This window comes from Bacillus sp. MMSF_3353 (assembly GCF_030733445.1).
GTDB lineage: Bacteria > Bacillota > Bacilli > Bacillales > Bacillaceae_G > Bacillus_A > Bacillus_A wiedmannii.
Genome location: NZ_JASHJA010000001.1, coordinates 491,999 through 517,848, shown reverse-complemented (window position 1 = coordinate 517,848; position 25,850 = coordinate 491,999). Strand labels below are relative to the sequence as shown.

The following is a 25,850-nucleotide window of genomic DNA, read 5'->3' as shown; positions in this document are numbered from 1 at the left end:
CCTAATGTTAACTAATTTATAAATAAAGTTAACATTAAATTTAAATGACTGTCAATTATTTTTAAATCAAATAGTTCTTAAAAAAGAACAACTTATCATACGATAAGTTGTTCTACTTTCCGTGTTGTACCTTTCCAATTTCTAAAATAATCTCTTCATCTTTTTTTCCTTCTGTATCAATTCCAAGTTGTTTTGCATGTTCAATTAATAAATCATGGCGCTTCTCAAATCTTGCGGTATTTACTTCTTTCGTAACCTCTTCTTTTGTTTTCCCTTCAGTAGAAACTCCTAGTTTCTCAGCTGCTTTTTCCATCGACTTCTTCTCTTCCGTTTCTTTCGCTTTCTTCACTTCTAACTGCTGTATTTGCTTTTGTTTCGCCTGCTCTGATTCAGCTGCAAAAGCTGTGTAAATTCCAGCACTTCCGCCAATGACTAGTAAGGTGGTAAAAAGAATTATTTTTTTCTTCACTCTTTCCTCCCCTTTCAAATTCATTATAACGTACAAATTTAGAACATTAAAAACATTTAACCTTTATTTCCCTAAAAAAATATTGAATATTTTTATTGACATATAAGATGAAAATGTGATAAAAATTTAACTAACATCATATGAATCGGCATTGATAGGATTTAGTAGTATTTCGATTTCTGATTTCAGAGAGCTGGTGGTCGGTGCGAACCAGTACAGAGCGAATTATGAATTACCCCCTGGAGCTTCTTTTGCGAAACGTAAGGAGTAGTGAAAGACGGTTATAGACCGTTATATCTAAAGAGTGGTGAAACGAAACTGTTTCACAATTTAGGGTGGTACCGCGAATTTTTCGTCCCTGCATATATTGCAGGGGCGTTTTTATTTTATTAGCGCATATCATACGACCCTTTATTTTGTGATACATTCATTTCACAAGCTAGGGTGGTACCGCGATATCTTCGTCCCTGCATAATTATATGCAGGGACGTTTTTTTATCCAATCATTTCCGTATCATATTGAAGGACCAACAATTACCGATAATTTGTCACAAAATTCTAAATTTTAGAAGGAAATACACAATATTGGCGAATTTTATATAAAAAAGAGCTATTTTAAATTACTTAGGAGGGGAAAACAATGGTTTCAAAAATTGAATCTGTTCTTTTAACATTATTTATCTTTTTCTGTATTGGCTTTAGTGTTATTCAATTAGAAGTTTCACCACACATCCCAATTTTATTTGGTATCGTTCTTTTATTAGCATTTGGATTTATGAAAAAAATCTCTTGGTCTACTATGGAAAAAGGGATGATCAGTAGTATTTCAGCTGGTATTCCATCTATTTTTATTTTCTTGCTTGTAGGCGTATTAATTAGTGTTTGGATCGCTGCTGGAACAATTCCAACTTTAATGGTATACGGCTTCCAGCTTGTATCTCCAAAGATTTTCGTTCCAACTGTTTTTGTTGTTTGTGCAATTGTTGGAACAAGTATCGGTAGTGCCTTTACAACTGCCGCAACTGTAGGACTTGCCTTTATGGGTATGGGTAGTGCTCTCGGATACGATCCAGCTCTAATCGCTGGTGCAATTATTTCTGGTGCATTCTTTGGAGATAAAATGTCTCCTTTATCTGATACAACAAACTTAGCTCCTGCTGTAACGGGTGTAGATTTATTTGAGCATATTCGTAACATGCTTTGGACAACAGTTCCAGCTTTCATTATTGCTTTTATCGCATTTTTCATTTTAGGAGGCGGTACTAGCGGAGACGTTGACTTCACAAACTTTATTAGCACTTTAGAGAAAAATACGACGATTTCTATCGTTACACTAATTCCAATTTTATTACTGTTCCTATTCGCATTTAAAAAAGTTCCAGCAGTTCCAACATTACTTGCAGGAATTGTGGTAGGAATTATTATTCTCTTTATTTTTAAACCTAGCACTTCTTTAGCTGATTTAATGAAAATTATGCAAGACGGATACGTTTCTAAAACTGGTATTAAAGACATTGATAGCTTACTATCTCGCGGTGGTCTACAAAGTATGATGATGTCGATTGCACTTATTTTCCTGGCTCTTTGTATGGGAGGATTATTACAAGGAATGGGTATTATTACGCAGCTCATGAATATCATCTCTAGCTTCGTAAAAAATAGCACACGTTTAATTATTTCTACTGCTTCAACTGCAATTGGTGTAAACTTCTTACTTGGTGAGCAGTACTTATCCATCGTTTTAACAGGACAAGCATTTGCTAATAAATACGATGAAGTCGGTTTAGAACGTCGGAATTTATCACGAGTACTAGAAGATGCAGGTACAGTTATTAACCCTCTCGTACCATGGGGAGTAAGTGGTGTATTCTTATCGAACGTCCTTGGCGTTCCGACATTTGATTACCTTCCATTCGCAATTTTCTGTTTAGCTTGCCCAGTCTTAACAATTATTGTTGGTTTCACTGGATTTGGCCTTTCATGGAAGAAAGAAAAAGCTGTAACACTTTCATAATATATTAAAAAGGATTACCTGAATCGGTAATCCTTTTTATATTTCTCCACTATCTATTTGCTTTCTTTCTTCTAAATAACAGAAGTAATCCCGCTCCAACAAACGCCAAGCCTGCTCCAATTGTAGAAGCAACACTTGTACCTGTTTTCGGTAAATCACGGTCTTCTTTATTTTCACTTACAGTTGTTGTTTCTTTTGAGTTTTGATTATCCGTTGTAGTTTGTCCAGATCCTGCATTATTTGCTTCATTTGTTGGTGGTGTCGTTGGATTTTCTCCATTACTACCTTCATCTGTTGGTGGTGTCGTTGGATTTCCTCCATTATTTCCTTCACCTGTTGGTGGTGTCGTTGGATTTCCTCCATTATTCCCTTCACCTGTTGGCGGTGTCGTTGGATTCTCTCCACCAGTTTCCTTATCATCATCGTTCTTCTTCGTTATATCAATTGCATATTTAGCAAATTCATTTTCAGATGGTCCAACATATGATATTTTCCCATCTTTCTTTATATACTTTTGTGCATTTGGTGAAGAATCGAATGTTGTATGTAATTTATCTGCAACAATCGGTTTAAACGTCCAATTTTTATCTGCTGCTGGATTAATAACTGGTGTTTCTTGCATATACTTCACAATGATTTGACGTGTTTCATCTTGTGATTGGTATACAACTTCGCCTTTACTTACACCTGGGAACGTTTGGCTACTTCCGCGATAGTTATTTGTAGCGACGATGAACTCTTGATTGTCAGCTACTGGCTTACCTTCATATGTCATATTTATAATACGATTCGTATTTGCATTTACAACTTTTCCATCTTTATCGTATTTCGTTGGTTGTGTTACATCAATTTCGTATTTTAAGCCATCTAAAATATCGAAGTTATATGTAGGATAGCTTATATTTACTAACGGCTGTTCTTCTGTTTTCTTTGGATCAATTTGGTTAAACTGACCTGCAGACATTTCAAGCCATTCTTTCACTTGTGCCCCATTTACTTTTACAGCATATAACGTATTTGGATATACGTATAAATCTGCAACGTTTTTAATCGCTAACGTTCCAGCTGGAATATCCGTATAATATGTAGCACCGTTTCGGCCACCTGCTTTAAATGGTGCGCCTGCAGATAAAACTGGAATTCCTTTATATTTGCTATACTGTCCATTTTCAGCAAATAACTTTTCTACATACCATTTTTGTGCATTTGTCACAAGTTGTACAGAAGGATCATCTTGTACTAATGAGAAATAACTATTAATTGGCGCTGTCGTTTTTCCTACAGCTGTATTCACATAATCAATTGTCGCTTGATGATCATCTTTAATTTCATTAACTAATTCTTGATCAGATTGTACTAATGGGTTCCCTTTACTATCAGCAATCGGACGAAGTTGCGGCTTCGATTGCTCTTTTTGTATTTCCCATTTTCCGTTTACCTTTTTCAATTGCATATCAATAATACCTAAGTTACTTCCAAAGACACCAGGCATTACAACTGGAACACCATTAAATACATCCTTCACTTCAGTATGTGAATGTCCCATTAATACTGCATCTACACCAGGAACTTCTGTTAAATAATACGAAGCGTTTTCCATGCCAACGTTGTATCCACTCTTATCAACGCCCGAATGCGCTAGTGCAACGATAACATCTGCACCTTCTGCTTTCATTTTTGGCACCATTTTCTTCGCTGTTTCAACTATATCTTTCGCTTTCACTTTTCCTTCTAAATTTGCTTTATCCCAGTTCATAACTTGAGGTGGAACAAATCCCATTACGCCAATTTTCACTTTTTGTTTTTGTCCTGATTCATCTTCTACTTCTTTTTCAAAAACATGATATGGTTTAAAGTAATTTTGGTCGTTCTCTTCATTAGTATCTTTATCATCTTTATAGACGTTGGAGTTAATAACCGGGAACTCTGTTTTACTAATTACTTTGTTTAAATAGTCTAAACCGTAGTTAAATTCATGATTCCCAAGAGAGATGACGTCATACTTCATTAAATTCATTAAACGATATAATGGATGTGTATAACTAGGATCCACAGGCTTCTTCGGATCATTTATTTTATTCGCTACATAATCTCCAAGTGGTGTCCCTTGCAATGCATCCCCATCATCAAATAGGACAGAGTTCTTCGCTTCTTCACGTGCTTTATTAACAAGTGTTGCCGTTTGCACGAGACCTACTTTATTATCTGTTTTCGTTTGATAATAATCGTAATTCATTAAGTTAACGTGAATATCTGATGTTTCTAGAATTCGTAAGTTAACCGTACTCTCCCCGTTGTTCTCATCCGCATGAGCTGTTGCTGGCAATACTTGCGGCGCTATTACACCTATAGCAAGAGTTGCTCCAGCTAGCATTTTTTTTGACTTTTTCACAAAAAATCCCCCTTATACAATTACCAAAAATAATGAAATAAACTTTTATTTGCCTCTAACCACATACCTTTTTTCTTCTATTAGAGACAAGATTTTCATTTCATCCTGCGCTAATGAGTAGTCCCCTTAAACGCCTGATTAGTGAAACTTTAATTAGTGGGAAATAAAGCCCTACTCATTAAAATTTCACCTTATCTGACATTATCATATATAATGTACTTTCATATCGTCAATATTTTTTGACATACTTCTACAAATTTTCTGTAAAGTTGTTGTAAACTTTTCATAAACATATAATATGCCCTTACATTGTTAATACTGCTGAATATGATACAATTACCAATTACAAGGAGGATGAATATATGAAAAAAGTCATCTTAACAATTGTTTGTCTCCTCCTTCTAATCATTTCTTATTCTTATTTTGAAAAGAACGATGAGACAAAACAAAATGAACCCGAAGAAAACACAGAAAAAACATCTACTCCAAGTTGGATTGATAAGCAAACAAACGATTCCTTTTATCATCTCGTACTAGGTGATTCACTCGCCAAAGGATATGGATCGACACAAGGGGGATTTGCTGAATTAGCTTCTAGACAAATAGAAGCACAAATTCATAAGCCAATTACAGTAGAAAACCTTGGGATAAACGGTCTTACAACAGATCGTCTCGCTAAAAAAGTGCAATCAGAAGATGTAAAGCAAAAAATTAGAGCAGCAAATATCATTACAATTAATATTGGAGGAAATAATTTATTCCGTTTAAATCGTGATGTCGGTGTTATAGATGGTATTAAAATGTTAAATAAAGAAAAAGCTCATTTTGAAGCGGATATAAAAAATATTGTAAAGACAGTTCGAGATCAAAATCCGAACGCTTTACTCATTCTCTCAGAACTCTATAATCCGTTACAACTCGATGACTCCATCGCCAGTTATGCAGATATGTTTTTAGATGGATGGAATGAATCCGTTTATTCCATTTCAAAAGCAAATCAACCATCTATCGTTTTACCAATTCGTAAATTAATATCAAATGATAAAAAAGATTTACTCTTTGACCAAGTGCATCCAAATGATAATGGCTACGCGATTATTGCCGATTCATTTACAAAAAAAGTGTTGGCCTACAAATATTAAAATTTCCATGAAACAATTCTATTTTTATAACATGTCTTTTTTGTTACAATGATAGTGGAAGGGGGCCTTTATATGGAATCACGCGAGTGGGAACGTATTGTTGATCATCTTCTTTCGCTAGTGCCTCTTTTTTATCGCAAATTTATGCTTCCTGGAGAATTTTCTTCTCAAAGACATATGCCGCCATCACATACACAAGTATTGCTACTTCTGCATGAAAATGGTACATTAGCAGTTTCCGAAATCGGCAAGCGGCTAGCGATTTCACGGCCTAACATGACACCTCTATTAAACAAACTGATTCAAGAAGAACTAATAGAGCGTCATTATAGCGAAAAAGATCGACGGGTCATTTTAATTTCCCTAACAGCTGAAGGGAAATTGTTAGTAAATCAGTATCAACAATTCATTTTAGACAAATTAAAAGAAAATTTCCAAACATTATCTGAGGAAGAGCGCGAAAAGCTCATTCACTCTCTTCAAACCATTCAAAATTTAATTTTGAAAACAAACGCATAAAGCTGCTTCTACATAGAAGCAGCTTTATGATTCGTAATAATTACCATAGTATACATTTGAATATGGCCATGTCGTTAAATATGGTTTTTGTTCTTGCGTAGGCTGTTGTTGTGGTATTTGTGGTAATTGCTGCTGCTGATACACTCCAAATTGCTGCCTCATATCATTTACCGGATAATAATTTACATATGGATATACTTGCGGTACGTAATAATAATACATTCATTCTCTCCTCCTTTTTCTTAAACATATTCCAAGGAGAAAATGAATGTGACACTCTTTATATTTGCACGAGTGGTTCTCTCACTCGTTTCTTTCTGTTCTTCAAACGTAGCTTACGGTTCTTTTCATATAAATAATGCACAACAAAATATGAAATTACCCCAAACACAACTCCTATTATCGTCATACCAATTAATACATACACTTCACTCTGTAACAAGCTCTTTAACATTGTGAAAATATGGCTTGAAAACAAGTCAGAGATCGTAAATGGTTCATGATGTATCTTTTTCACATGAAATGGATAAATCATTTTTCCTAACGCATATGCAAATGGAAATAAAAATACTGGTAAAAATGATATTTTCCCAATAATATTGCCAATAACCGCCGCAGGAAAAGATCCCTTTGCCAATCGAACGATCGGATAAAATATTACATATACGAGCGATGCCGTATATAGGACCAGCATCTCTAAACCAAAACCTATCGCAAAGCCTAATGATACTTTCTTTGCTCCTTCTGGTGATCGAAGCAACTTATAATATTGAAACTTTAATATTCTCCACATCCGCTGGAAAAACGAATATGTTTTCTTAGTTGTTTTCACCCTCATCATCTCTTTAACTATATTTTATACCTAGTATGCCCTTACACACTCTGAAAAACAAATTTCATTTTCTCTTTCATTATAAATGATATCAAAATGGTTAACCAAATATACATACGACATTTCAATATAAAAAGCACACCCCAATTGTTATTCGTGCTTAACAATTGGGGTGCACATCATTTAGGAAGGCTCTTCTACATTTTTAAATAAGCTTACTAATAATGCTTTTTGCGCATGTAATCGATTACCAGCTTGCTCAAATACGATAGACTGCGGTCCATCTATAATTTCTCCTGTTACTTCCTCTTCACGATGGGCAGGTAAACAGTGTAAGAAACGATACGTTTGCTTCGCATGCATAACAAGTTCGGTATTAATTTGGTACGGTTGAAATAAAGTATATTTCTCTTCTTCTCCCTCTTGCCCCATGCTCATCCAAACGTCAGTATAAATGAAATCTGCTTTACTCACTGCTAATTCAGCGTTATGCAAAATTTCAATTTCAGCTCCTGTTTCTTCAGCAATCGTTAACGCTTTTTTTACAATTTCCTCATTCGGTTCATACCCTACAGGCGTTGCAACAGTCATATTCATTCCAACTTTCGCACTCGCTAACAACAATGAATGACATACGTTATTCCCATCACCTACATAAGCTAATTTAATTCCTTTAAATGTCTTTACTTCTTCATAAATCGTCATTAAATCTGCTAACGCTTGACAAGGGTGGTGATCGTCCGTTAATCCATTAATAACAGGTATGCTCGATTCTTTTGCAAGCTCTTCTACATCGGCATGTGAGAATGTACGTATCATGATCCCGTCAATATAATGAGATAATACTTTCGCAGTATCTGAAACGCTCTCCCCTCTTCCAATTTGCATCTCTTTCCCACTTAAAAACATACCATGTCCCCCGAGCTGTACCATTCCCGCTTCAAAAGATACACGAGTACGAGTTGAATGTTTATCAAAGATAAGCCCTAATATTTTGCCTTGTAATAAAGGCTCCTGCTTATTCTTTTTTAAATATATAGCGAACTCAATTAAAGAAATGATTTCTTCTTTCGTTAATTCTTCTAGTGTTAAAAGATCTTTCGTATTTAATTTCGGTACTTGTACAGTTGACATGAAATTTCCCCCTTATATGATTGATACGTTTTTTGTACAAACTACTTTTTTTATCATATATACTGCCTGTTCTAACTCTTCATTCGTTACAATGAGTGGCGGTAATAGTCTTATAACATTAGGCCCTGCTTGTAATACGAGAAGTCCCTCTTTTTCTAGTTGTTCTATAAAACTTGCAACTTCATGCGTACATTCAATTCCAATCATAAGCCCCTTACCACGTATATTTTGAATACAGTCGACATGTCGTAACTCCTCTCGCAACTTCTGTAATACGTATTCGCCCTTTTCCTTTACTTCTTTTAAAAACGATGGTCTCTTACTTACTTGCAATACTTCTTTCGCTGCAGCCATCGCAATATAATTCCCGCCAAACGTTGAACCGTGTGATCCTGCAGTGAACGACGTTCCGAGTTCCTTACGGCCGATCATCGCTCCAACAGGAATACCATTTCCTAGTGCCTTTGCAACGGTAACGATATCAGGTTTTATTCCCATTTGTTCGTAAGCAAATAGTGTTCCTGTTCTTCCTATCCCCGTTTGTACTTCGTCTATAATAAATAAGGAGCCGAACTTATTACATAATGTTTCAATCTCTTCCAAAAAAGATAGATTAGCAGGTATGACTCCTCCCTCTCCTTGAACAACTTCTACCATTACCGCCGCGACTTCTTCATTCATTACTTCCTCTAACACCTTCACGTCGTTAAAAGGGATATGTAAAAATGACGGAAGGAGTGGACCAAATCCTTCCTTCACTTTATTTTGCCCCGTCGCACTCATCGTTGCGAATGTTCTACCGTGAAAAGACTGCTGGCATGTTACGACGAGAGATTTTCCAGCATGCTTACGAGCCAGCTTCAACGCAGCCTCATTCGCCTCTGCCCCGCTATTACAGAAAAACACAGAATCTAATGCTATATTTTTTGTTAATAATGACGCGACTTCTTCTTGTAAGCTGTTTGTAAACAGGTTAGATATATGCCATATATCATGAAGTTGCTCTTGTACAGCTTTCATAACAGTAGGGTGACAATGTCCTAAATTACATACACCAATTCCTGATGTAAAATCTAAATATTGCTTACCATTTTTATCAATAACTTTCGTTCCACTTCCCTTTACAAACTCAATATTTCTTCTCCCATATGTTTGAAAAAGATGACTTGTCATACGATACTTACTCCTTTCGTTACCGTCGTTCCGATACAATCTCCCGTAACTTCAGTAAAATCTTTTGTACCGTTCACAATACTTATCTTTTGCACTCCCATTTTTAATGACACTAGTGCCGCCTGTACTTTCGGAATCATCCCGCCTGTAATAACTCCTTTTTCTATTAAAGTAACAATTTCAAATTCATCCGTTTTCTTTACTAATTTCCCTTCATGTAATATCCCATCTACATCCGTAATAAAAATGAGTTCTTTTGCGGATAACGCCGCCGCAATTCCAGCTGCAGCGGTATCCGCATTTATGTTATAAATCTCATTATCATTTATCCCGATTGGAGCAATAACAGGAATATAATTCAAATTTATCAATCCTTTTAGTAAGGCTGTTTCGACATAACTTACTTCTCCCACATATCCTATTTCTTCACTGACAGGTTGAACTTGAAGTAAATTGCCGTCACACCCTGAACAACCTACCGCAAGTAAATTATGCCTTTGCAACTTCATTACAAATTTTTTATTCGTACTTCCGCATAGCACCATTTGAACAATATCCATAACTTCTTTTGGTGTTACTCGTAACCCATCTCTTTTTTCTACTTTGATGTTACAATCTTTTAATTGCGCATCAATTTCTGGGCCGCCACCATGGACAATCACTACTTTATACTTCTGTTGCAATTTCTTTATACAATCAAAAAACACATCATTTAATTGATCCAACATACTACCGCCGCATTTCACTACAATATAATCGCTCATCTTCCCTCTCCTTATGTACGATAACAAGCGTTTATTTTCACATATTCATAGCTTAAGTCACAGCCCCAAGCTGATCCGGTTTCTTCTCCTAAATGTAAATACACATCAATCATAATTTCATGTTCTTTTAATTTCTTTTTCATTTCCTCTTCAGAAAACATTTGAGGTTCACTATTTTTTAACACAGCGATAGATTGAAGAGTAATATCAATTGTATTTGGATTAATCGCTACTTCACTTTGTCCCATACTGCTAATAATTCGCCCCCAATTTGGGTCTTCACCATGTATTGCTGTTTTCACAAGACTCGAACCGACTATTTGCTTTGCAATTTTCTTTGCCTCTTCATTCGTTCGAGCTCCTAGCACATTTACTTCTATTAACTTCGTAGCACCTTCACCATCTTGTGCAATTTTTTTTGCTAAATCTTCACATACCTTCTGTAAAGCAAATACGAAAGTTTCCCAATCTGCATGTTCCATATTGATTGGTTTCGTTTCTGATAATCCACTTGCCATAACGATGACCATATCATTCGTAGAAGTATCTCCATCCACCGTAATTTGATTAAATGTATGATTCGTTATTTGTGATAATGCTATTTGCAATACATCATGCTCTATATGAGCGTCTGTCGTAATAAAACTCAGCATCGTTGCCATATTCGGATGAATCATCCCTGAACCTTTAGCAACACCAGCAAGCACCACTTTCTTCCCATCAATCATCATCTCATAGCACGTTTCTTTCGTTATAAGATCCGTCGTTAAAATCGCTTCAGAAAAAGAATGAGCTTCACTTACTTCCTTCGTCGGGATAAGATTTGCAACTCCCTTTCGGATTATATCCATCGGTAAAGGAACACCAATTACACCTGTTGAAGCTACTGCAACGTAATTTTCTTTCACTCCAAAATGTTCCGCCCCTAATGCACGCATCTCGTAGGCATCTTGTAATCCTTTCATTCCTGTACAAGCATTTGCATTTCCACTATTGACGATAATCGCTTGTAATTTCCCCTCAGCTGCTATACTGTCTTTCGTTACTTGCAGCGAGGCTGCTTGTATTTGATTCGTTGTATAGACAGCGGCACATGATGCTGGCACTTCACAAATGATCACACCTAAATCTCTTTGTTCTTTTTTTAAACCATTTGCAGTACCGATTGCCGAAAAGCCTTTTGGCGTTACAATTGAACCATTTTCTAATTTTGTAATAGACTCTACTTTAATCATCATGTCCCCCTTATAGATAAAGCGGCATATGTTGTAAACCTGTTGTTTCTTCTAGTCCCGCAACTATGTTTGCATTTTGAATCGCTTGCCCAGCCGCACCTTTCATCATATTGTCTATAACAGAAACGACTGTCACTCTTCCTGTTCTTTCATCGTAAGCTATCCCCATATCACAATAATTTGAGCCCCTCACTTCTTTCGGACTTGGAAACTCTCCTTGCGTGCGAATTCGAATAAAAGCCGATTGTTCATACGTTTCTTCATATAATTTTTGAAGTTGTTCTATTTCCATTTCTCGTTTTACTTTTGCATAAAGTGTAACCATAATCCCCCGTGATATCGGTATTAAATGTGTACTAAACGTGATTGGCTTCGTTTCCCTATTCCACTCTGCAAGCATTTGCTCAATCTCAGGAACGTGTTGATGCTCATTTACTTTATAAATGTGCAAGTTATCGTATAACTCGGGAAAGTGAGTCATTGTTGTTGGCGTTTTGCCCGCTCCAGATACTCCTGATTTCGCATCAATAATAATTGAATCTTCTTCAATCATGCCGCTACGTACTAACGGCAATATCGCTAATAATGCAGCTGTAGCAAAACATCCTGGGTTTGCAATTAAATTTGTATTTTGAATCTCGGACCTTTTCCATTCACTTAACCCATATACAGCTTCACTAAGAACTTCTTCTTTTGCAGCTGCCCTTTTATACCACTGTTCATATATGAAAGGATCTTTCATACGAAAGTCTCCAGATAGGTCAATTACTTTTAAACCTACTGCTAATAATTTTGGAGTTAGCTCTGCTGATACTCCTGCTGGGGTTGCCAAAAATACAATTTCTGCTTCTTTCACTATTTCTTCCGCATCAATTTCTTGTAACGTATGAACAAGAACATTTTGAAAATGCGGATATACATTTGTTATACACTCGCCAACTTGCGAAAAAGAATGAAGAGATGCTATCGAAAAATATGGATGTTGCTCTAATAACCGAATTAACTCAATACCTCCATACCCAGTTGCTCCAATAATCGCGACTTTCATATGCTCCTCCTCATATCGATTCTTTAAATTAAGTATGATTATAATATTGTATATTTATAGAGTCAACTAAATATTTATAAATTTTACAAACTTAAAAAACTTAATTTTACTAGAAAAACAATATACACAATTGAATTTTTATACAAAAATAATGTATAGTAGTTTTTTCATTTCACTTCAAGTACAATAAAGTGAAACTATAATCAGTGGGGTTTTGTTCATCCCCACTGATTATTAGCCCACACCAATCGGGCGTTTAGGGGCAGTCGATCTCCCACCTAACTTCTTTGCTCTAGCCGAATTTTAAGGTGGGAGTTTTACTGCCCGGCAAATAGCCGGGTAAAACAATACATATGTACATACAGGCAGGGAAAAACATGAATGAAAAATTAATTGAGAAAATGATCATAAAAAGTTTTCAACAATATCAATGTAATCCTATGTCAAATGAGGATCAGGAAATGCTAATTAAACATATTCAAACGATAATTCATTCAAATACTGAAATTGATGTATACGAGGCAGTTGAGGATATCGTTTACGATTATGTGACTGGAAAATAAAAAAATAGGAGATTTCCATATGGAAATCTCCTATTTTTTACTTAATGATTTACCTGCAATACGCTCAAATAAACCTGGGAATAGTACATAAAGTTTCGGACCAATGCCCATCCACTTCGGTAAGTTTACTTCACGCTTTTTCGTTTGCATCGATTTTACGATTTGCTCTGCTACATATGTTGGTTTTAACATGTACCGTCCCATATTTTTCACATATGTACCGGATTGATCCGCTATTTCAAAAAAGTTTGTATCTATCGGACCTGGATTAATCGCTGTTACGAAAATATTTGTACTAGACAACTCCATGCGTAAACTATTCGTAAATCCTAATACTGCATGTTTCGTCGCTGCATACGCACTCGATTTTGGAGTTGCAATTTTCCCAGCAAGTGAAGCAATATTAATAATATGTCCTTCGTTTCTTTTCACCATATAGGGTAGTACCGCTTTCGTACAAGCTACTAATCCAAATACATTTACTTGGAACATATCTTTCACTTCATCCATTGACGCATCTTCAAATGTTTTAAAAATACCAAATCCCGCATTGTTTACTAATATATCAATACGTCCCACTTCTTGTAATACCTTTGAAAAAATAGATTGTACTTCCATCTCTTCACTTACGTCTAATACATAATAATAGCAAGGCGTATTATAAGTTTCTTTAATTTTCTCTGCTAACACTTTTAATTTCTCTTCTGTTCTAGCCATTAATACTGGAGTCGCCCCCTGCTCTGCAACTTGCATTGCAACTTGCTCTCCAATTCCACTAGAAGCACCTGTAATGACGATTACTTTATCTTGTAAACGTCCCGTCATTGCTGTCACCTACTTTGCATAATAAATCAATTGTTGCGAAGATTCATCAATCATCACTTGTTGATTATATGCTAAAAAGTCTAATTGTCCAACAGTTTCTGAAATAGTAAGCGGCAATTGCTCCTTATATAATACCGGAAATAGTTTTACACATACTTCAAATGCTGTCATTGGTTTTTCCTTTAATAACTCAAGCACTTTAAACGCACGTGTTTCTTGCTTTTGTAATCTCGTTTCAATAAGTTGTTTCACATTTAGAACATCTTCTCCATGTCCTGATAAAATGCGCGAAATATTCATTTCACTTAAACGCTTTAACGTTTGATTATATTGTAATAACGGGCGCGCCCTTTCTGTTTGTCCTTCATATGGTGGTTCTAATATGGGATTCGAAGAAATATGGCTAATGAGAGCATCCCCGCCAATTAATATTCCATCAGATTCTCTATATAATGAAATATGAGTGGAAGCATGACCTGGTGTTTCGATTACTGTAAACCCAGGTAAAGAATCAATACGATCTCCCTCTCTCACAGTATGCGTTAACGATCTATTACAAGAATATTTAAGTGTCTTCGTCGTCAATAACGCCTCGTCTTTCAAAAATGCCGCTGGAACACCAAATTGCAAAGCTGTCTCTCTAAAAAACTCATGATACCGCTTTAAAAATTCTGGATTTTGCGTGATCCAAGGCTCATTCCAAGGATGTCCAATAATGTTCGTTTTCTCAGAAAATATATTTAAAAGCCCACAATGATCCGCATGATGATGCGTAATGACTACTGTTTTAATATCTTCTATCGCATATCCTAATGTACCTAATTGCCTTTCTAACGCACTTCTTGCCTCTTCTGTATTCGTCCCTGTATCAATTAATGTTAATGTCTCCCCCTCAACTAAAAACACATTCACAGTTTCAACTGCAAATGGCACAGGAATCTCCATTCGGTGAATCGCCGTCATGCTTAGCCCCCCTGTCTCTTTCCGGTTCAAAAATGAATACTTCTTCAGTTTACAACTTCTATATATATTTGTCATTATTTTCAGATAAAAAGAGGTGTTTCCTATAAAAAAACGAATGTATGTACATTTATAAGAATTTCTAACCAAATTTAAAGGAGGAACATCATGTCTATTCAAAACATTTCCTTTCTCGGTGCAGGCTCTATTGCTGAAGCTATTATTGGTGGCTTGTTACATGCAAATGTTGTGAAAGGCGAACAAATTACCGTAAGTAATCGTTCTAACGAGACAAGATTGCAGGAGCTACATAAAAAATATGGCGTCAAAGGTACGCATAATAAAAAAGAGCTACTTACTGATACAACTATTCTTTTTCTAGCAATGAAACCAAAGGATGTTGCAGAAGCACTTACTCCTTTTAAAGAAGATATACATAATAACCTGCTTATTATTTCCTTATTAGCAGGTGTTTCTACTCACTCGATTAGAAACCTGCTTCAAAAAGATGTTCCGATTATTCGTGCGATGCCAAATACATCTGCAGCTATTTTAAAATCAGCTACTGCTATCTCGCCTTCAAAACATGCAACAGCGGAACATATTCAGACTGCCATAGCTTTATTTGAAACAATCGGTCTCGTCTCTGTTGTAGAGGAAGAAGATATGCATGCTGTCACTGCATTATCTGGAAGTGGGCCTGCTTATATTTATTACGTAGTGGAAGCGATGGAAGAAGCCGCAAAAACAATTGGTTTAAAAGAAGATGTTGCAAAGTCACTTATTCTTCAGACGATGATTGGTGCTGCTGAAATGCTAAAAGCAAGTGAAAAACACCCTTCTGTTTTGCGAAAGGAAATTACTTCTCCTGGCGGAACGACCGAAGCAGGCATTGAAGTATTACAAGAACATAAATTTCAACAAGCACTTATTTCTTGTATTACACAGGCTACACAACGATCACATAATCTTGGGAAAACATTAGAACAACTAACAAAAGAAAAATAAAAAATGGAGCTCAATTTTACTTGAGCCCCATTTTTTTATTAACATATATTGTTTAGTTATTAGTCTTCCCAAAAATCTCTTCTTGCAGACGGCGACCAGTTGGTGTTGCTGCAAGTCCACCTTCAGCTGTTTCACGAAGTGCTACTGGCATCGTTTGTCCGATTCTAAACATCGCCTCAATCACTTCATCACATGGAATTGTACTCGTTACGCCAGCTAATGCTAAATCAGCTGAAATCATCGCATTCGCAGCTCCTGCTGCATTACGTTTTACACAAGGTACTTCTACAAGCCCTGCAACAGGATCACATACTAAACCAAGCATATTCTTTAATGAAATCGCCATCGCTGTAGCTGCTTGATCTTGTGTTCCACCAGCCATCTCAACTGCTGCTGCTGCTGCCATTCCACTTGCTGAACCTACTTCAGCTTGGCAACCTCCTGCCGCGCCGGAAATACAAGCATTATTCGCAACAACCATACCGAAAGCTCCTGCTGTAAATAAAAATTCGATCATCTCTTCGCGTGTCGGCTGTAATTTTTCTTGCAGTGCAAACAGTACACCTGGCACTGTTCCAGCAGACCCTGCTGTTGGTGTTGCACAAATAATTCCCATCGCTGCGTTTACTTCATTTGTTGCAACAGCTTTACTCACCGCGTCCAAAATCGTATCTCCAGATAAGCCTTTTCCGCTATTCATATACGCCTGAACTTTTACAGCATCTCCGCCAGTTAAACCAGTTGGTGATTTCACTCCGCGAATACCACGTTCTACTGCTTGCTCCATCACGACTAAGTTCTTTTCCATACCAGCAATTACTTCTTCACGTGAAATACTTCTTGTTTTCATTTCACATTGAATCATAATTTCTGCGATTTTTACATTTTGTTCTTTAGCTTGCGCCACTAGTTCCGCTGCGTTCCGAAACATGGTGTGTCCCCCCTGCAATTATTCCATAATAGTTACTTGACAAATATTTTGTTGCGCGTTTATTTCTTCAATCACTTCATCTGCTAATAATTCATCTGTTTCGATAACCATAAGCGCTCTTCTTCCTTTTTCTTTACGAGAAACACTCATTGTACTAATGTTAATTTCATGTTTCGCAAGGATTGAAGCTACTGCTGCAATAGCACCGAAGCGATCGTTATTTACAATAAGTAGTGCTGGACTCGTGCCTGTTAATTGAAGATCGAATCCGTTTAATTCTACAACTTCAATTTTACCGCCACCAATTGAGCAAGCAACAACTTCAATTTCTTCTTCACCTTTATACAAACGAATTCTCGCTGTATTTGGGTGAGGTGCATTTGCATCTTCTTCAATGAATTCTACTTCGATTTTGCGCTCTTTTGCTATGTCTAGCGCCTCTGGAATACGTAAATCATCTGTTTCAAACCCTAATATTCCACCGATCAATGCTACATCCGTACCATGCCCTCGATACGTCTTTGCAAATGATCCATATAATGAAATGCTTACTCTTTCTGGTTCATGACGAAACAGCTGGCGAGCAACTTGCCCCATTCTTGCTGCGCCTGCTGTATGTGAACTTGATGGACCAATCATAACTGGACCAATAATATCAAATACTGAGCGATACTTCATCATAACTCCCCCTAAACCTCTATGCAAAAATTTTTTACTATTCTATTAAGCTACCGAATCGGTTGCTTTTCCAGTTGTACGACGAATTTGTTACGCTATACGAATTGGATAGTTTTTGAATAACAGTGAAACAATATATCCTGAAATAATACCAATTATCATAATAAATAAGAAACTTAGCATTACCTTCATTTAAAAATAATATAAGCTAATCCAGAATAAAGTCTGGTGGCAATCCAAAGTTTAACACAGAACCCCTTACAAGGATAGCATAAACAAGTGAAACTCCCATTGCTTTCATGCCTTTTAGTGCTTTAAAGCTAAAAAGTGAAAAAAGACTTAGTACAAATAATAGTAATATCCTTCTTATTTATAATTCTCATGTTTCCCTCTCACGATTTAGTCAACTCCACTTGTTACGACAAATGGCTAAAACGCATGTAGCCTACAATAAATTATAATCTGCCCTCATTATAGCTTGTTTTTAATAAAACGCTTACTTTTAATAAATTTTAAAAGTTCTGAATAACAATACATTTTTGCTATTTGTACCACTCGTATGTCGTCTGACTTATATAACAGTTTTTCTAAACAATCGGTACTATGTATTTTTATCCTATCTCTTCACATCATTAAAACTTTCTGTTTCATCCAATATAAACATAAAATGATAACAGTTTTATTTTAAATTTTTTTTAGAAATAAAAAAATGGCAACCTTTCGTCACCATTTTTTCACACCATTATTATCTATCTACTGGAAATGATTTCAAATCCGTAGCTATTTCTGTATTAGAAAATAGCTCTCTTGCCTCTTTCCATAATTCCTTATATGTATCTCCTTGATAACGAGAACTAATATGAGTCAATATTAATCGTTTTGCATTTGCCTGAAGTGCAATACTCGCAGCTTGCTTAGATGTAGAATGAAAATAATCATACGCTTGTTGTTCATCTTCTGCTGCAAAAGTGGCTTCATGAACAAGTACGTCAGCGTCTTGTGCCAGCTCTCTACTCGCTTCACAATATCTTGTATCACCTAAAATGGTAATAATTCTTCCCTTTTGAGGTGGACCAATAAAGTCTTTTCCATTTAGTATCGTACCATTTTCTAATTCAACTACTTCTCCATCTTTTAAACGTTTAAAGAGCGGGCCAGGTTTCACACCCATCTCCAGCAATTTATCGACTAAAAGAGCACCTTGTATATCTTTCTCTACAATACGATACCCAAAACATTCAATACCATGTGACAATCTTTTCGTTTCCACGTGAAATTCATTATCTTCAAATACAGTACCTTCTTCTGTTATCTCCACAATTTCAAGTGGATATTTTACATGTGTCGTACTTACTGATAATGCCACTTCAATAAATTGTTTAATTCCTTTTGGTCCATACACTGTTAAAGGTGTAGTCCCTCCTTGAAATGAACGGCTTCCTAATAAACCAGGCAAGCCAAAAATATGATCACCATGTAAATGCGTAATAAATATTTTTTCAATGCGGCGTGGGCGTACTGATGTATGTAATATTTGATGTTGCGTCGCCTCGCCACAATCAAATAACCAAGTCTGTCCTCGTTCTTCTAACAATTGCAAAGCAATTGCCGAAACGTTCCTTCCTTTCGAAGGAACACCTGCACCAGTTCCTAAAAATACAAATTCCACTTTCTTTCCTCCAGCTCTTTATATAATCTACCTTTCATCTTACGGAATGTTATTTCAAATGGCAAATCGAATTTACATAACCAATCATCTAGACAACTATATATCACGAACGTTATACTCAAAAAACTTAGTAATCGTTCGTGTTTTATGTTAAAATGATTATACTACATTTTAAGGGAGCGTTTTATTATGAAAGAAGCATTTCGTTTACAAACTGATTTTTCATCTTCATTTGATCGCTGGGTAAGTTCTTTCGTGTCCGATCACCCAGCACAATTAGAATGGACGACTTTGAAAGAATTAATCCATGAATATACAACAACACATACAAATGATTCATTACCAACATATATTTCTTCAGCTTTAACATATTACGCACAACGCGTTTCAACAACAAACAGTTCAGAAATTGTTATTTTTGAAAATGTTACAATCTCTTAATCTATCATAAAAAAGCACTGGTTACAGTGCTTTTTTATTTATACTTATTTAGCAAATCGGCATATTCCGCCCCAAGATCTTTATACATACTTCTATCAAACTCATCTAAATTTATCCTTTCACTTAATTTATTTAATAATTCCTTTGCTTGAAGTGCAAAAGAAACAATTTATTTTCTATAAAAACTTTATAGTAAAAAATTTCATAGTTAATTGTAAAAATAAAAGGTGTCATGATATTTACTACGTCATGACACCTTCTACATAAACTTATTTTCTAATTTTTGCTGAAAAGACTTTTCTTGCTTACGTAATAATTGACTACCTCGTTGTAAAATCGGCATTCCATACTTATCATTAATTTGATCGATGACAGCAAGTAGCGGCTCTTCTTTCGCATCTTCTTCAAATGAAAACAAATCTAATTGTTTCACCGATTCTGTCTTCCACTCTATTTCAGTAGCTGTAACACCTAGTAAACGAACGGAATCACCGTCCCAATGTTGCTTCCATAAACGAGATGCTGCCTGAAAAATATCTCGTTCTTCACAAATCGCATTTTTCAATTGCTTACTCCGCGTTACTGTCCGCCTATCATGATATTTAATCATAATTTGAATATTATAGCTGACAAGAGTTCGCTTTTGTAATCTTTTACTCACTGATTTTGATAGCCGTTCTAACATATCAAGTAATTCTTTCTCTTCATCCATATCCTTTGAAAAAGTCATCGAATTACCGACACTTTTATGTTGTCCCATTTGACTCGGATCAACTTCCCTATCATCCATACCTTTTGCCCGCTGTTGTAAATCAACACCATGCTTTCCAATTTTAGCGCGAATGATATGTTCGTTTCCTTTTGCTAACTGCTCAATTGTTTGTATATGAATATCATTTAATTTTTCAGCTGTTTTTTCTCCAATTCCATGCATCGCTCCAACCGGAAGTGGCCAAATCATTTCTGGAATATCTCGTTTTCGAAGCACGGTAATACCGAGAGGCTTTTTCATATCAGAAGCTGTTTTTGCTAGGAAAAGGTTAGGAGCAATTCCGATGCTACACGGAAGTTGTAACTCTGTTAATAACGCCTGCTGAATCATCTTTGCTATTTCAAGAGGTGAACCGAGTGCGTAGCAATCTGTAATATCTAAATACCCCTCATCTATAGAGACTGGTTGTATTTTTTCCGTAAAACGGGAAAGAATTTGAAACATTTGAAATGAAGCTTCACGATATAATGTAAAATTAGGACGCATTACAACTAATTGCGGGCATAACCTTTTTGCTTCCCAAAGAGGCATCGTTGTACGTATTCCATAGTCTCTTGCCTCATAACTACATGTTATGATAATTCCTTTTCTTTCTTTTTCATTTCCAGCAACTGCTAACGGCTTCCCTTGTAATGATGGGTCATGAGCAATTTCAACAGATGCGAAAAAACAATTCATATCTACATGCAAAATAACACGACCATTTTTCGGATACATTTCTCGCATAGTACTCACTCCCTAATCAGAACGTTCGTTCTTTCATTATATCAAATTTTGCATAATAGTTATAATAATTACTTGTTCTTTTCCTTTTATACATTTGATATAATTTACATAAAATGTATAAAACTACAAAAGGGGTGATTATGATGAAATCAACTAATAAACTCAACTATACGTTCCTTGTGATTATATTAATCATAGCCATTAATTATTTACTGCTTCCTATTTTTAATATTAATACGTTTGGATTCTTCCCTCGCCTAGTACATATAGCAACAACTTATATATTGCCATGGATTTTCTTGTATTGGCTGATCCGCCTTGTAAAAGCAATCGAATCAAAATAAAAAGCGTGTAAATCAATTGTGATTTACACGCTTTTTCTATTACATTACTTTGCTACTTCTTCAATAATTGCGACAACTAATTCCGCTGTTTTTGCTAATTCTTCAACAGGAATCTTTTCGTTTGTTGTATGAATTTCTTCATAACCAACCGCTAAGTTAACTGTTGGAATACCGTGTCCTGCAATTACGTTTGCATCACTTCCGCCACCACTTTGGTGAAGAGAAGGTGTACGACCAATGTTTTCAGCTGCACGTTTTGCAACTTCTACAACGTGATCGCCCTCAGCAAATTTAAATCCTGGGTACATAACGTTTACTTCAACGTCTGCATGACCACCCATTTCTTTTGCAGTTGTTTCAAATGCTTCTTTCATTTTCGCAACTTGTGCTTCCATTTTTTCATTGATTAAAGAACGCGCTTCCGCAAAGATTTGTACATGATCGCAAACGATATTTGTTTGTGTACCACCTTCAAAACGTCCAATATTTGCCGTAGTTTCAGAATCAATACGACCAAGTGGCATCTTCGCAATTGCTTTCGCTGCGATAGTAATTGCAGATACACCTTTTTCTGGTGCTACACCAGCATGAGCTGTTTTCCCACGAATAATCGCATTCACTTTCGCTTGTGTTGGAGCTGCAACAACGATTTCACCAACTTTTCCATCGCTATCTAATGCATAGCCGTATTTCGCTGTAATGCGCTCACGATCTAATGCTTTTGCACCAACAAGACCAGATTCTTCTCCAACTGTAATAATAAATTCAATTGTACCATGAGGGATATTTTTCTCTTTTAAAACACGGATTGCTTCGAACATGGATGCTAATCCTGCTTTATCATCCGCACCTAAAATCGTAGTACCATCTGATACGATATATCCATCTTTAATAGAAGGCTTAATTCCATTACCAGGAACTACTGTATCCATATGAGAAGTAAAGTAAATTGTATCAACACCATCTTTTGTTGCAGGTAATGTACAAATTAAATTACCCGCACCATGCCCAGTAACAGCCATTGTGTCATCTTCAAATACTTCTACACCTAAATCTGTAAATTTCTTTGTTAATACTTTGCAAATTTCTGCTTCAAATTTCGTTTCAGAATCTACTTGTACTAATTCCATAAATTCATTTACTAAACGTTCTTGATTAATCATAAGACTGCGCCTCCTGCACTACCATTATGTATGTAACACTATTAATTATAACAGAATTTCGCAAAAGTTTCGAAATACAAGACAAAAAACAGACGGTTTATATGTCTAGATAACCATCTGCTTTCTATTACTCATTTAACAATACCCAGCGCATATGATCTTCCCATACTCCATTAACCATTAACATTTTCCTAGACACGCCCTCATATTGAAAGCCTATCTTCGTCACTACTTGTATAGATGCTAAATTTCGTGGCATAATCGGTGCTTCTATACGATGTAACTGAAATTCCTCAAAAGCAACTTGAATCGCTTTTCTAAGTGCTTCTGTCGTATAACCTTTGTTTAACTCAGCCTTATCTAATTTATAGCCGAGTACACAAGATTGATAAATTCCGCGAACAATTAAATTAAATGAAATACATCCAATTATTTTCGTATCATCACCCTTTTTAAAAATCCAAAGCCTAATGATTTTACCTTCTGCAAACTCTTTTCTATCCTTTTGTAACTTTTTCTTCTGATAATCTAACGTAAAAAAATCATCCGGTCTATACTCTTCCCAAGCTTTTAAAAATTCACGATTTCTGTCGTAATATTGAAGAACTTTTTCAGCATACGACTCATCAATTTCCCTTAAATGTAAACGATTTGTTTCATATATTTTCATCATCGTATCTCCATTCTTCAGCTTGCATAACAAAAAACTTATACTCTATCATTAATTATATATTCTCTACATACATACAAATTTCCTGTTATACTTTACACGCACTTCTCGAATTTTGTCACTTCTCTCCCCTTGTCCACAATATCATTTCTCGTTACAATGATATTGTACTGATTTGCAAGGAGGTTTAACGATGCATAAAAAAGCTCAAAAAGTTATGATTTATGTAATGCTAATTTCTATGCTTGTAACAACATTACTTGCTGGCGCAAGTATGTTTTGGTAAAAAGGACGATGTGTTCGTCCTTTTTTTACTTTTTACACATAACATAATAAAATAAACCATCTCGATATCGAGATGGTTTATTTTATATAAAGCACAATCGCTACAATACTAAAGGAAAATGACATTACAAGTGCTGTTATAAAACTTGTATATTGTTTCTGCTGAAATGCTCCAATAACAAAAGTAAGATTGAGTAATGCCATACATACAATTGCTACAAGATAAGAACATATATTAAAAGTTGCCAATATGAATGTAATAACAAATAGAAATCCCATAAAAAATTGCATATACGAAATTTTTGGATTCAAGTACATATGAGCAACCCCTTTATCTAATTTTTTATCCCGATTGGTGAGGGCTGATAATCCGCGGGTAATAAACATCCCACTGATTAAAGTTTCACTTTATCTTTCTATACTCTCATTAACTCATGGTTATGTACACATGTCAAGACAACTTATTACAGTAGAAAAAGCCAACCTTTTCGTTGGCTTTTTCATATGCAATGGCTCCTTTTTGTTTTGCCAATTGCTGAAATGATTTTTTCGACTTCACAATCCATACTTTCGTTCCAATTGGAATGCGGTCAAATAAATACTCCACATCGTTTTTCTTCATTCTTATACATCCTTGTGAAATATACTTTCCAATTGAACTAGGTTGGTTTGTTCCATGTATTCCATATTTACTTCCATCAGTTCCTCTTGCATTAAATCCAATCCACCTTGACCCAAGTGGATTTTTCGGTGACCCACCTGGAATATCCTTCGCAATATAATACGGATCCTTCGCTTTCATTACAACATCAAAAGTTCCCTCTGGAGTTAATTCATTTGTTTTCCCTGTCGCTACTGGAAAAACCTTTTGAATCTTTCCATCGTCAATATAAGCTAGTTTATTCGTCGCTTTATTTACAATAATAAAAGGATCTCCGGCACGTGGATTGTCACCAAGAGGCCAAATAGGCGATAAAGAAAGACATAATATGAAAGAGAGAAGATACGGCATAATAATTCCTACCTTCTATATAAGTTCTTTTATATTATCCTTTCCCTTAAAACGGCTTTTAATGAGTAAATATTGTTCCATTTCATATACAAGTTGAACAAGCTTCGCACGTATCTCAAATTCTTCACGTGTAACGGGCAATGGCATGTCTCTAAATAATTCTCTCATTTCTTGAAGCTGTCTTAAGGAAATAACCCCAGTACTCTCAGGGCTAATAGCATTTCCAATGTTTTCAACCACATCCGCAATCATATCAGCTTGTTCATATGTCCATGATAAAGAAGCTGCTAATGGTATCATCCGTTCTAAAATTTCGAATTGTTGCATGCGCATATTAAAATAACGATAGTAATAGCCATCTTCTCGCATAAATGCATTCTCAAGTTTCTTAAACGATAAATCCCTTGCTTCATTTAGCATATTTTCAGTTTCAATAAGTTCTGCCCCGCTCCAGCTACTTTCTCTGTTTCGTAAATACACGACCATTTCAAACAAAATTGTTTTAAAATTACTTTCTATTGTATCCTGATACTCTTTTAGCTTATTTTCACTACTTGGCATATACATATTCACTAATAAAGCCACGCTAATTCCTATCGTTAATATCGCAATTTCATTCCCAACAATAAGCCATGTAATTTGTTTCAATGAATATAGATGCATCACAATAACTGAACTCGTGACAATACCTTCTTGAATTTTAAGCATAACTGCAGTCGGAATAAATGTAAGTAATAATATACTAATTGCAAGTGGTGTATATCCAATTGTTTCAAAAATACAAAACGCGAATACCATTGATAATACACAAGCTAAAAAACGATGTAACGACACTTGAAGTGATTTACGTTTCGTATTTTGTACACATAATATAACTAAAATGCCCGCTGAACTATAAAATTCTAATCCTAATAACTGCGCAATAAAAACTGCTGCGCCTGTCCCTATTGCTGTTTTTACTGTACGGTATCCAATTTTGAACATAGCATTGCTCCTATATGTATAAACGTATTTACAGTTAGTATAAAAAAAGGATGACACAATGTCATCCTTTTCTACTTATTATTCACGCAACCTTTAC

28 protein-coding genes, 1 pseudogene and 1 other annotated feature are annotated in these 25,850 nt (G+C 35.6%); of the genes and pseudogenes, 8 read left to right on the top strand and 21 right to left on the bottom strand.

The window, feature by feature from the left end; all coding sequences use genetic code 11:
- Positions 1–112 precede the first annotated feature (112 nt).
- A complete protein-coding gene (locus tag RBB48_RS02785; protein ID WP_137011333.1) occupies positions 113–469 on the bottom strand; it encodes a hypothetical protein in 357 nt (118 codons plus the stop codon).
- 142 nt (positions 470–611) lie between these two features.
- Positions 612–832, top strand: a binding site (T-box leader).
- A gap of 277 nt (positions 833–1,109) precedes the next feature.
- Between RBB48_RS02785 and nhaC the strand changes: the two genes are divergently transcribed.
- Complete coding sequence (gene nhaC, locus RBB48_RS02780; protein WP_000253742.1) at positions 1,110–2,483, top strand: Na+/H+ antiporter NhaC; 1,374 nt, start codon at positions 1,110–1,112, stop codon at positions 2,481–2,483.
- Positions 2,484–2,532: 49 nt separating this feature from the next.
- On the opposite strand, the gene cpdB is transcribed toward nhaC, so the two are convergent.
- A complete protein-coding gene (cpdB, locus tag RBB48_RS02775; RefSeq protein WP_088608122.1) occupies positions 2,533–4,875 on the bottom strand; it encodes a bifunctional 2',3'-cyclic-nucleotide 2'-phosphodiesterase/3'-nucleotidase in 2,343 nt (780 codons plus the stop codon).
- Between the two features lie 362 nt (positions 4,876–5,237).
- Here cpdB and RBB48_RS02770 point away from each other — a divergent pair, with 362 nt between their 5' ends.
- Both RBB48_RS02770 and RBB48_RS02765 read left to right on the top strand, forming a co-directional pair.
- Entirely contained in the window at positions 5,238–6,017 is a 780-nt protein-coding gene (locus tag RBB48_RS02770; RefSeq protein ID WP_087985149.1) for a GDSL-type esterase/lipase family protein, read from the top strand.
- Positions 6,018–6,089: 72 nt separating this feature from the next.
- Entirely contained in the window at positions 6,090–6,536 is a 447-nt protein-coding gene (locus RBB48_RS02765) for a MarR family winged helix-turn-helix transcriptional regulator (RefSeq protein WP_000445817.1), read from the top strand.
- Positions 6,537–6,560: 24 nt separating this feature from the next.
- On the opposite strand, the gene RBB48_RS02760 is transcribed toward RBB48_RS02765, so the two are convergent.
- From RBB48_RS02760 to argC, 7 genes are all read right to left on the bottom strand, one after another.
- Positions 6,561–6,758, bottom strand: coding sequence for a hypothetical protein (locus RBB48_RS02760; RefSeq protein WP_060488332.1), 198 nt, complete (start codon positions 6,756–6,758; stop codon positions 6,561–6,563).
- Positions 6,759–6,816: 58 nt separating this feature from the next.
- Positions 6,817–7,377 (bottom strand): DUF2062 domain-containing protein, encoded by a 561-nt coding sequence (locus RBB48_RS02755; protein ID WP_087985150.1) that lies wholly within the window; start codon positions 7,375–7,377, stop codon positions 6,817–6,819.
- Positions 7,378–7,551: 174 nt separating this feature from the next.
- The gene (argF, locus tag RBB48_RS02750; RefSeq protein WP_306007366.1) at positions 7,552–8,502 is read right to left on the bottom strand and encodes an ornithine carbamoyltransferase; all 951 of its coding nucleotides are present in this window, start codon (positions 8,500–8,502) and stop codon (positions 7,552–7,554) included.
- A gap of 12 nt (positions 8,503–8,514) precedes the next feature.
- Complete coding sequence (locus RBB48_RS02745) at positions 8,515–9,675, bottom strand: acetylornithine transaminase (RefSeq protein WP_306007365.1); 1,161 nt, start codon at positions 9,673–9,675, stop codon at positions 8,515–8,517.
- Complete coding sequence (gene argB / locus RBB48_RS02740; protein ID WP_097915887.1) at positions 9,672–10,439, bottom strand: acetylglutamate kinase; 768 nt, start codon at positions 10,437–10,439, stop codon at positions 9,672–9,674. The genes RBB48_RS02745 and argB overlap by 4 nt, the downstream gene beginning before the upstream one ends.
- Positions 10,440–10,450: 11 nt before the next feature.
- On the bottom strand, positions 10,451–11,674 hold the full coding sequence (gene argJ / locus RBB48_RS02735) for a bifunctional glutamate N-acetyltransferase/amino-acid acetyltransferase ArgJ (protein WP_306007364.1): 1,224 nt from the start codon (positions 11,672–11,674) through the stop codon (positions 10,451–10,453).
- Positions 11,675–11,684: 10 nt separating this feature from the next.
- Positions 11,685–12,722 carry an N-acetyl-gamma-glutamyl-phosphate reductase gene (argC, locus tag RBB48_RS02730; RefSeq protein ID WP_306007363.1) on the bottom strand — a complete coding sequence of 346 codons (1,038 nt, stop codon included), beginning with the start codon at positions 12,720–12,722 and terminating at the stop codon, positions 11,685–11,687.
- A gap of 377 nt (positions 12,723–13,099) precedes the next feature.
- Between argC and RBB48_RS02725 the strand changes: the two genes are divergently transcribed.
- Entirely contained in the window at positions 13,100–13,285 is a 186-nt protein-coding gene (locus tag RBB48_RS02725) for a YqzH family protein (protein ID WP_001003210.1), read from the top strand.
- 30 nt (positions 13,286–13,315) lie between these two features.
- On the opposite strand, the gene RBB48_RS02720 is transcribed toward RBB48_RS02725, so the two are convergent.
- Positions 13,316–14,110, bottom strand: coding sequence for an SDR family oxidoreductase (locus RBB48_RS02720; RefSeq protein WP_097915881.1), 795 nt, complete (start codon positions 14,108–14,110; stop codon positions 13,316–13,318).
- 9 nt (positions 14,111–14,119) lie between these two features.
- On the bottom strand, positions 14,120–15,073 hold the full coding sequence (locus RBB48_RS02715) for an MBL fold metallo-hydrolase (RefSeq protein WP_000125142.1): 954 nt from the start codon (positions 15,071–15,073) through the stop codon (positions 14,120–14,122).
- 165 nt (positions 15,074–15,238) lie between these two features.
- On the opposite strand from RBB48_RS02715, the gene proI reads away from it, so the two are divergent.
- Positions 15,239–16,078, top strand: coding sequence for a pyrroline-5-carboxylate reductase ProI (gene proI / locus RBB48_RS02710; protein ID WP_000027261.1), 840 nt, complete (start codon positions 15,239–15,241; stop codon positions 16,076–16,078).
- A 52-nt stretch (positions 16,079–16,130) separates the two neighbouring features.
- On the opposite strand, the gene sdaAA is transcribed toward proI, so the two are convergent.
- The 3 genes from sdaAA to rnz form a co-directional block, all read right to left on the bottom strand.
- Entirely contained in the window at positions 16,131–17,009 is an 879-nt protein-coding gene (sdaAA, locus tag RBB48_RS02705) for an L-serine ammonia-lyase, iron-sulfur-dependent, subunit alpha (protein WP_000489470.1), read from the bottom strand.
- A gap of 18 nt (positions 17,010–17,027) precedes the next feature.
- On the bottom strand, positions 17,028–17,687 hold the full coding sequence (gene sdaAB / locus RBB48_RS02700) for an L-serine ammonia-lyase, iron-sulfur-dependent subunit beta (RefSeq protein WP_000877441.1): 660 nt from the start codon (positions 17,685–17,687) through the stop codon (positions 17,028–17,030).
- A gap of 745 nt (positions 17,688–18,432) precedes the next feature.
- Positions 18,433–19,356: a ribonuclease Z gene (gene rnz, locus RBB48_RS02695; RefSeq protein WP_000397451.1), complete on the bottom strand. Its 924-nt coding sequence runs from the start codon at positions 19,354–19,356 to the stop codon at positions 18,433–18,435.
- A gap of 189 nt (positions 19,357–19,545) precedes the next feature.
- On the opposite strand from rnz, the gene RBB48_RS02690 reads away from it, so the two are divergent.
- Positions 19,546–19,797, top strand: a complete 252-nt coding sequence (locus RBB48_RS02690) for a DUF3932 family protein (RefSeq protein ID WP_000656497.1) — start codon at positions 19,546–19,548, stop codon at positions 19,795–19,797.
- 34 nt (positions 19,798–19,831) lie between these two features.
- On the opposite strand, the pseudogene RBB48_RS31610 reads toward RBB48_RS02690, so the two are convergent.
- Positions 19,832–19,966, bottom strand: a pseudogene (locus tag RBB48_RS31610) (DNA polymerase IV); the annotation flags it as partial.
- Between the two features lie 90 nt (positions 19,967–20,056).
- Positions 20,057–21,295 (bottom strand): DNA polymerase IV, encoded by a 1,239-nt coding sequence (locus RBB48_RS02685; protein WP_046957502.1) that lies wholly within the window; start codon positions 21,293–21,295, stop codon positions 20,057–20,059.
- A 143-nt stretch (positions 21,296–21,438) separates the two neighbouring features.
- On the opposite strand from RBB48_RS02685, the gene RBB48_RS02680 reads away from it, so the two are divergent.
- Positions 21,439–21,639, top strand: a complete 201-nt coding sequence (locus RBB48_RS02680) for a hypothetical protein (RefSeq protein WP_046957503.1) — start codon at positions 21,439–21,441, stop codon at positions 21,637–21,639.
- Between the two features lie 44 nt (positions 21,640–21,683).
- Here the strand turns inward: RBB48_RS02680 and RBB48_RS02675 are convergent, their stop codons facing one another.
- Positions 21,684–22,802: a tripeptidase T gene (locus tag RBB48_RS02675; RefSeq protein WP_046957504.1), complete on the bottom strand. Its 1,119-nt coding sequence runs from the start codon at positions 22,800–22,802 to the stop codon at positions 21,684–21,686.
- A 127-nt stretch (positions 22,803–22,929) separates the two neighbouring features.
- Complete coding sequence (locus tag RBB48_RS02670) at positions 22,930–23,475, bottom strand: GNAT family N-acetyltransferase (RefSeq protein WP_002008488.1); 546 nt, start codon at positions 23,473–23,475, stop codon at positions 22,930–22,932.
- A 190-nt stretch (positions 23,476–23,665) separates the two neighbouring features.
- On the opposite strand from RBB48_RS02670, the gene prli42 reads away from it, so the two are divergent.
- Positions 23,666–23,758 carry a stressosome-associated protein Prli42 gene (gene prli42, locus RBB48_RS02665; RefSeq protein ID WP_000549038.1) on the top strand — a complete coding sequence of 31 codons (93 nt, stop codon included), beginning with the start codon at positions 23,666–23,668 and terminating at the stop codon, positions 23,756–23,758.
- Positions 23,759–23,835: 77 nt separating this feature from the next.
- On the opposite strand, the gene RBB48_RS02660 is transcribed toward prli42, so the two are convergent.
- The 3 genes from RBB48_RS02660 to RBB48_RS02650 all read right to left on the bottom strand — a co-directional run bounded on the left by RBB48_RS02660 (position 23,836) and on the right by RBB48_RS02650 (position 25,753).
- Positions 23,836–24,075 carry a DUF3894 domain-containing protein gene (locus RBB48_RS02660; protein ID WP_000281162.1) on the bottom strand — a complete coding sequence of 80 codons (240 nt, stop codon included), beginning with the start codon at positions 24,073–24,075 and terminating at the stop codon, positions 23,836–23,838.
- Between the two features lie 133 nt (positions 24,076–24,208).
- Positions 24,209–24,769, bottom strand: a complete 561-nt coding sequence (locus RBB48_RS02655; protein WP_001146549.1) for a L,D-transpeptidase — start codon at positions 24,767–24,769, stop codon at positions 24,209–24,211.
- 15 nt (positions 24,770–24,784) lie between these two features.
- On the bottom strand, positions 24,785–25,753 hold the full coding sequence (locus RBB48_RS02650; protein WP_000472675.1) for an aromatic acid exporter family protein: 969 nt from the start codon (positions 25,751–25,753) through the stop codon (positions 24,785–24,787).
- Positions 25,754–25,850: the final 97 nt, after the last annotated feature.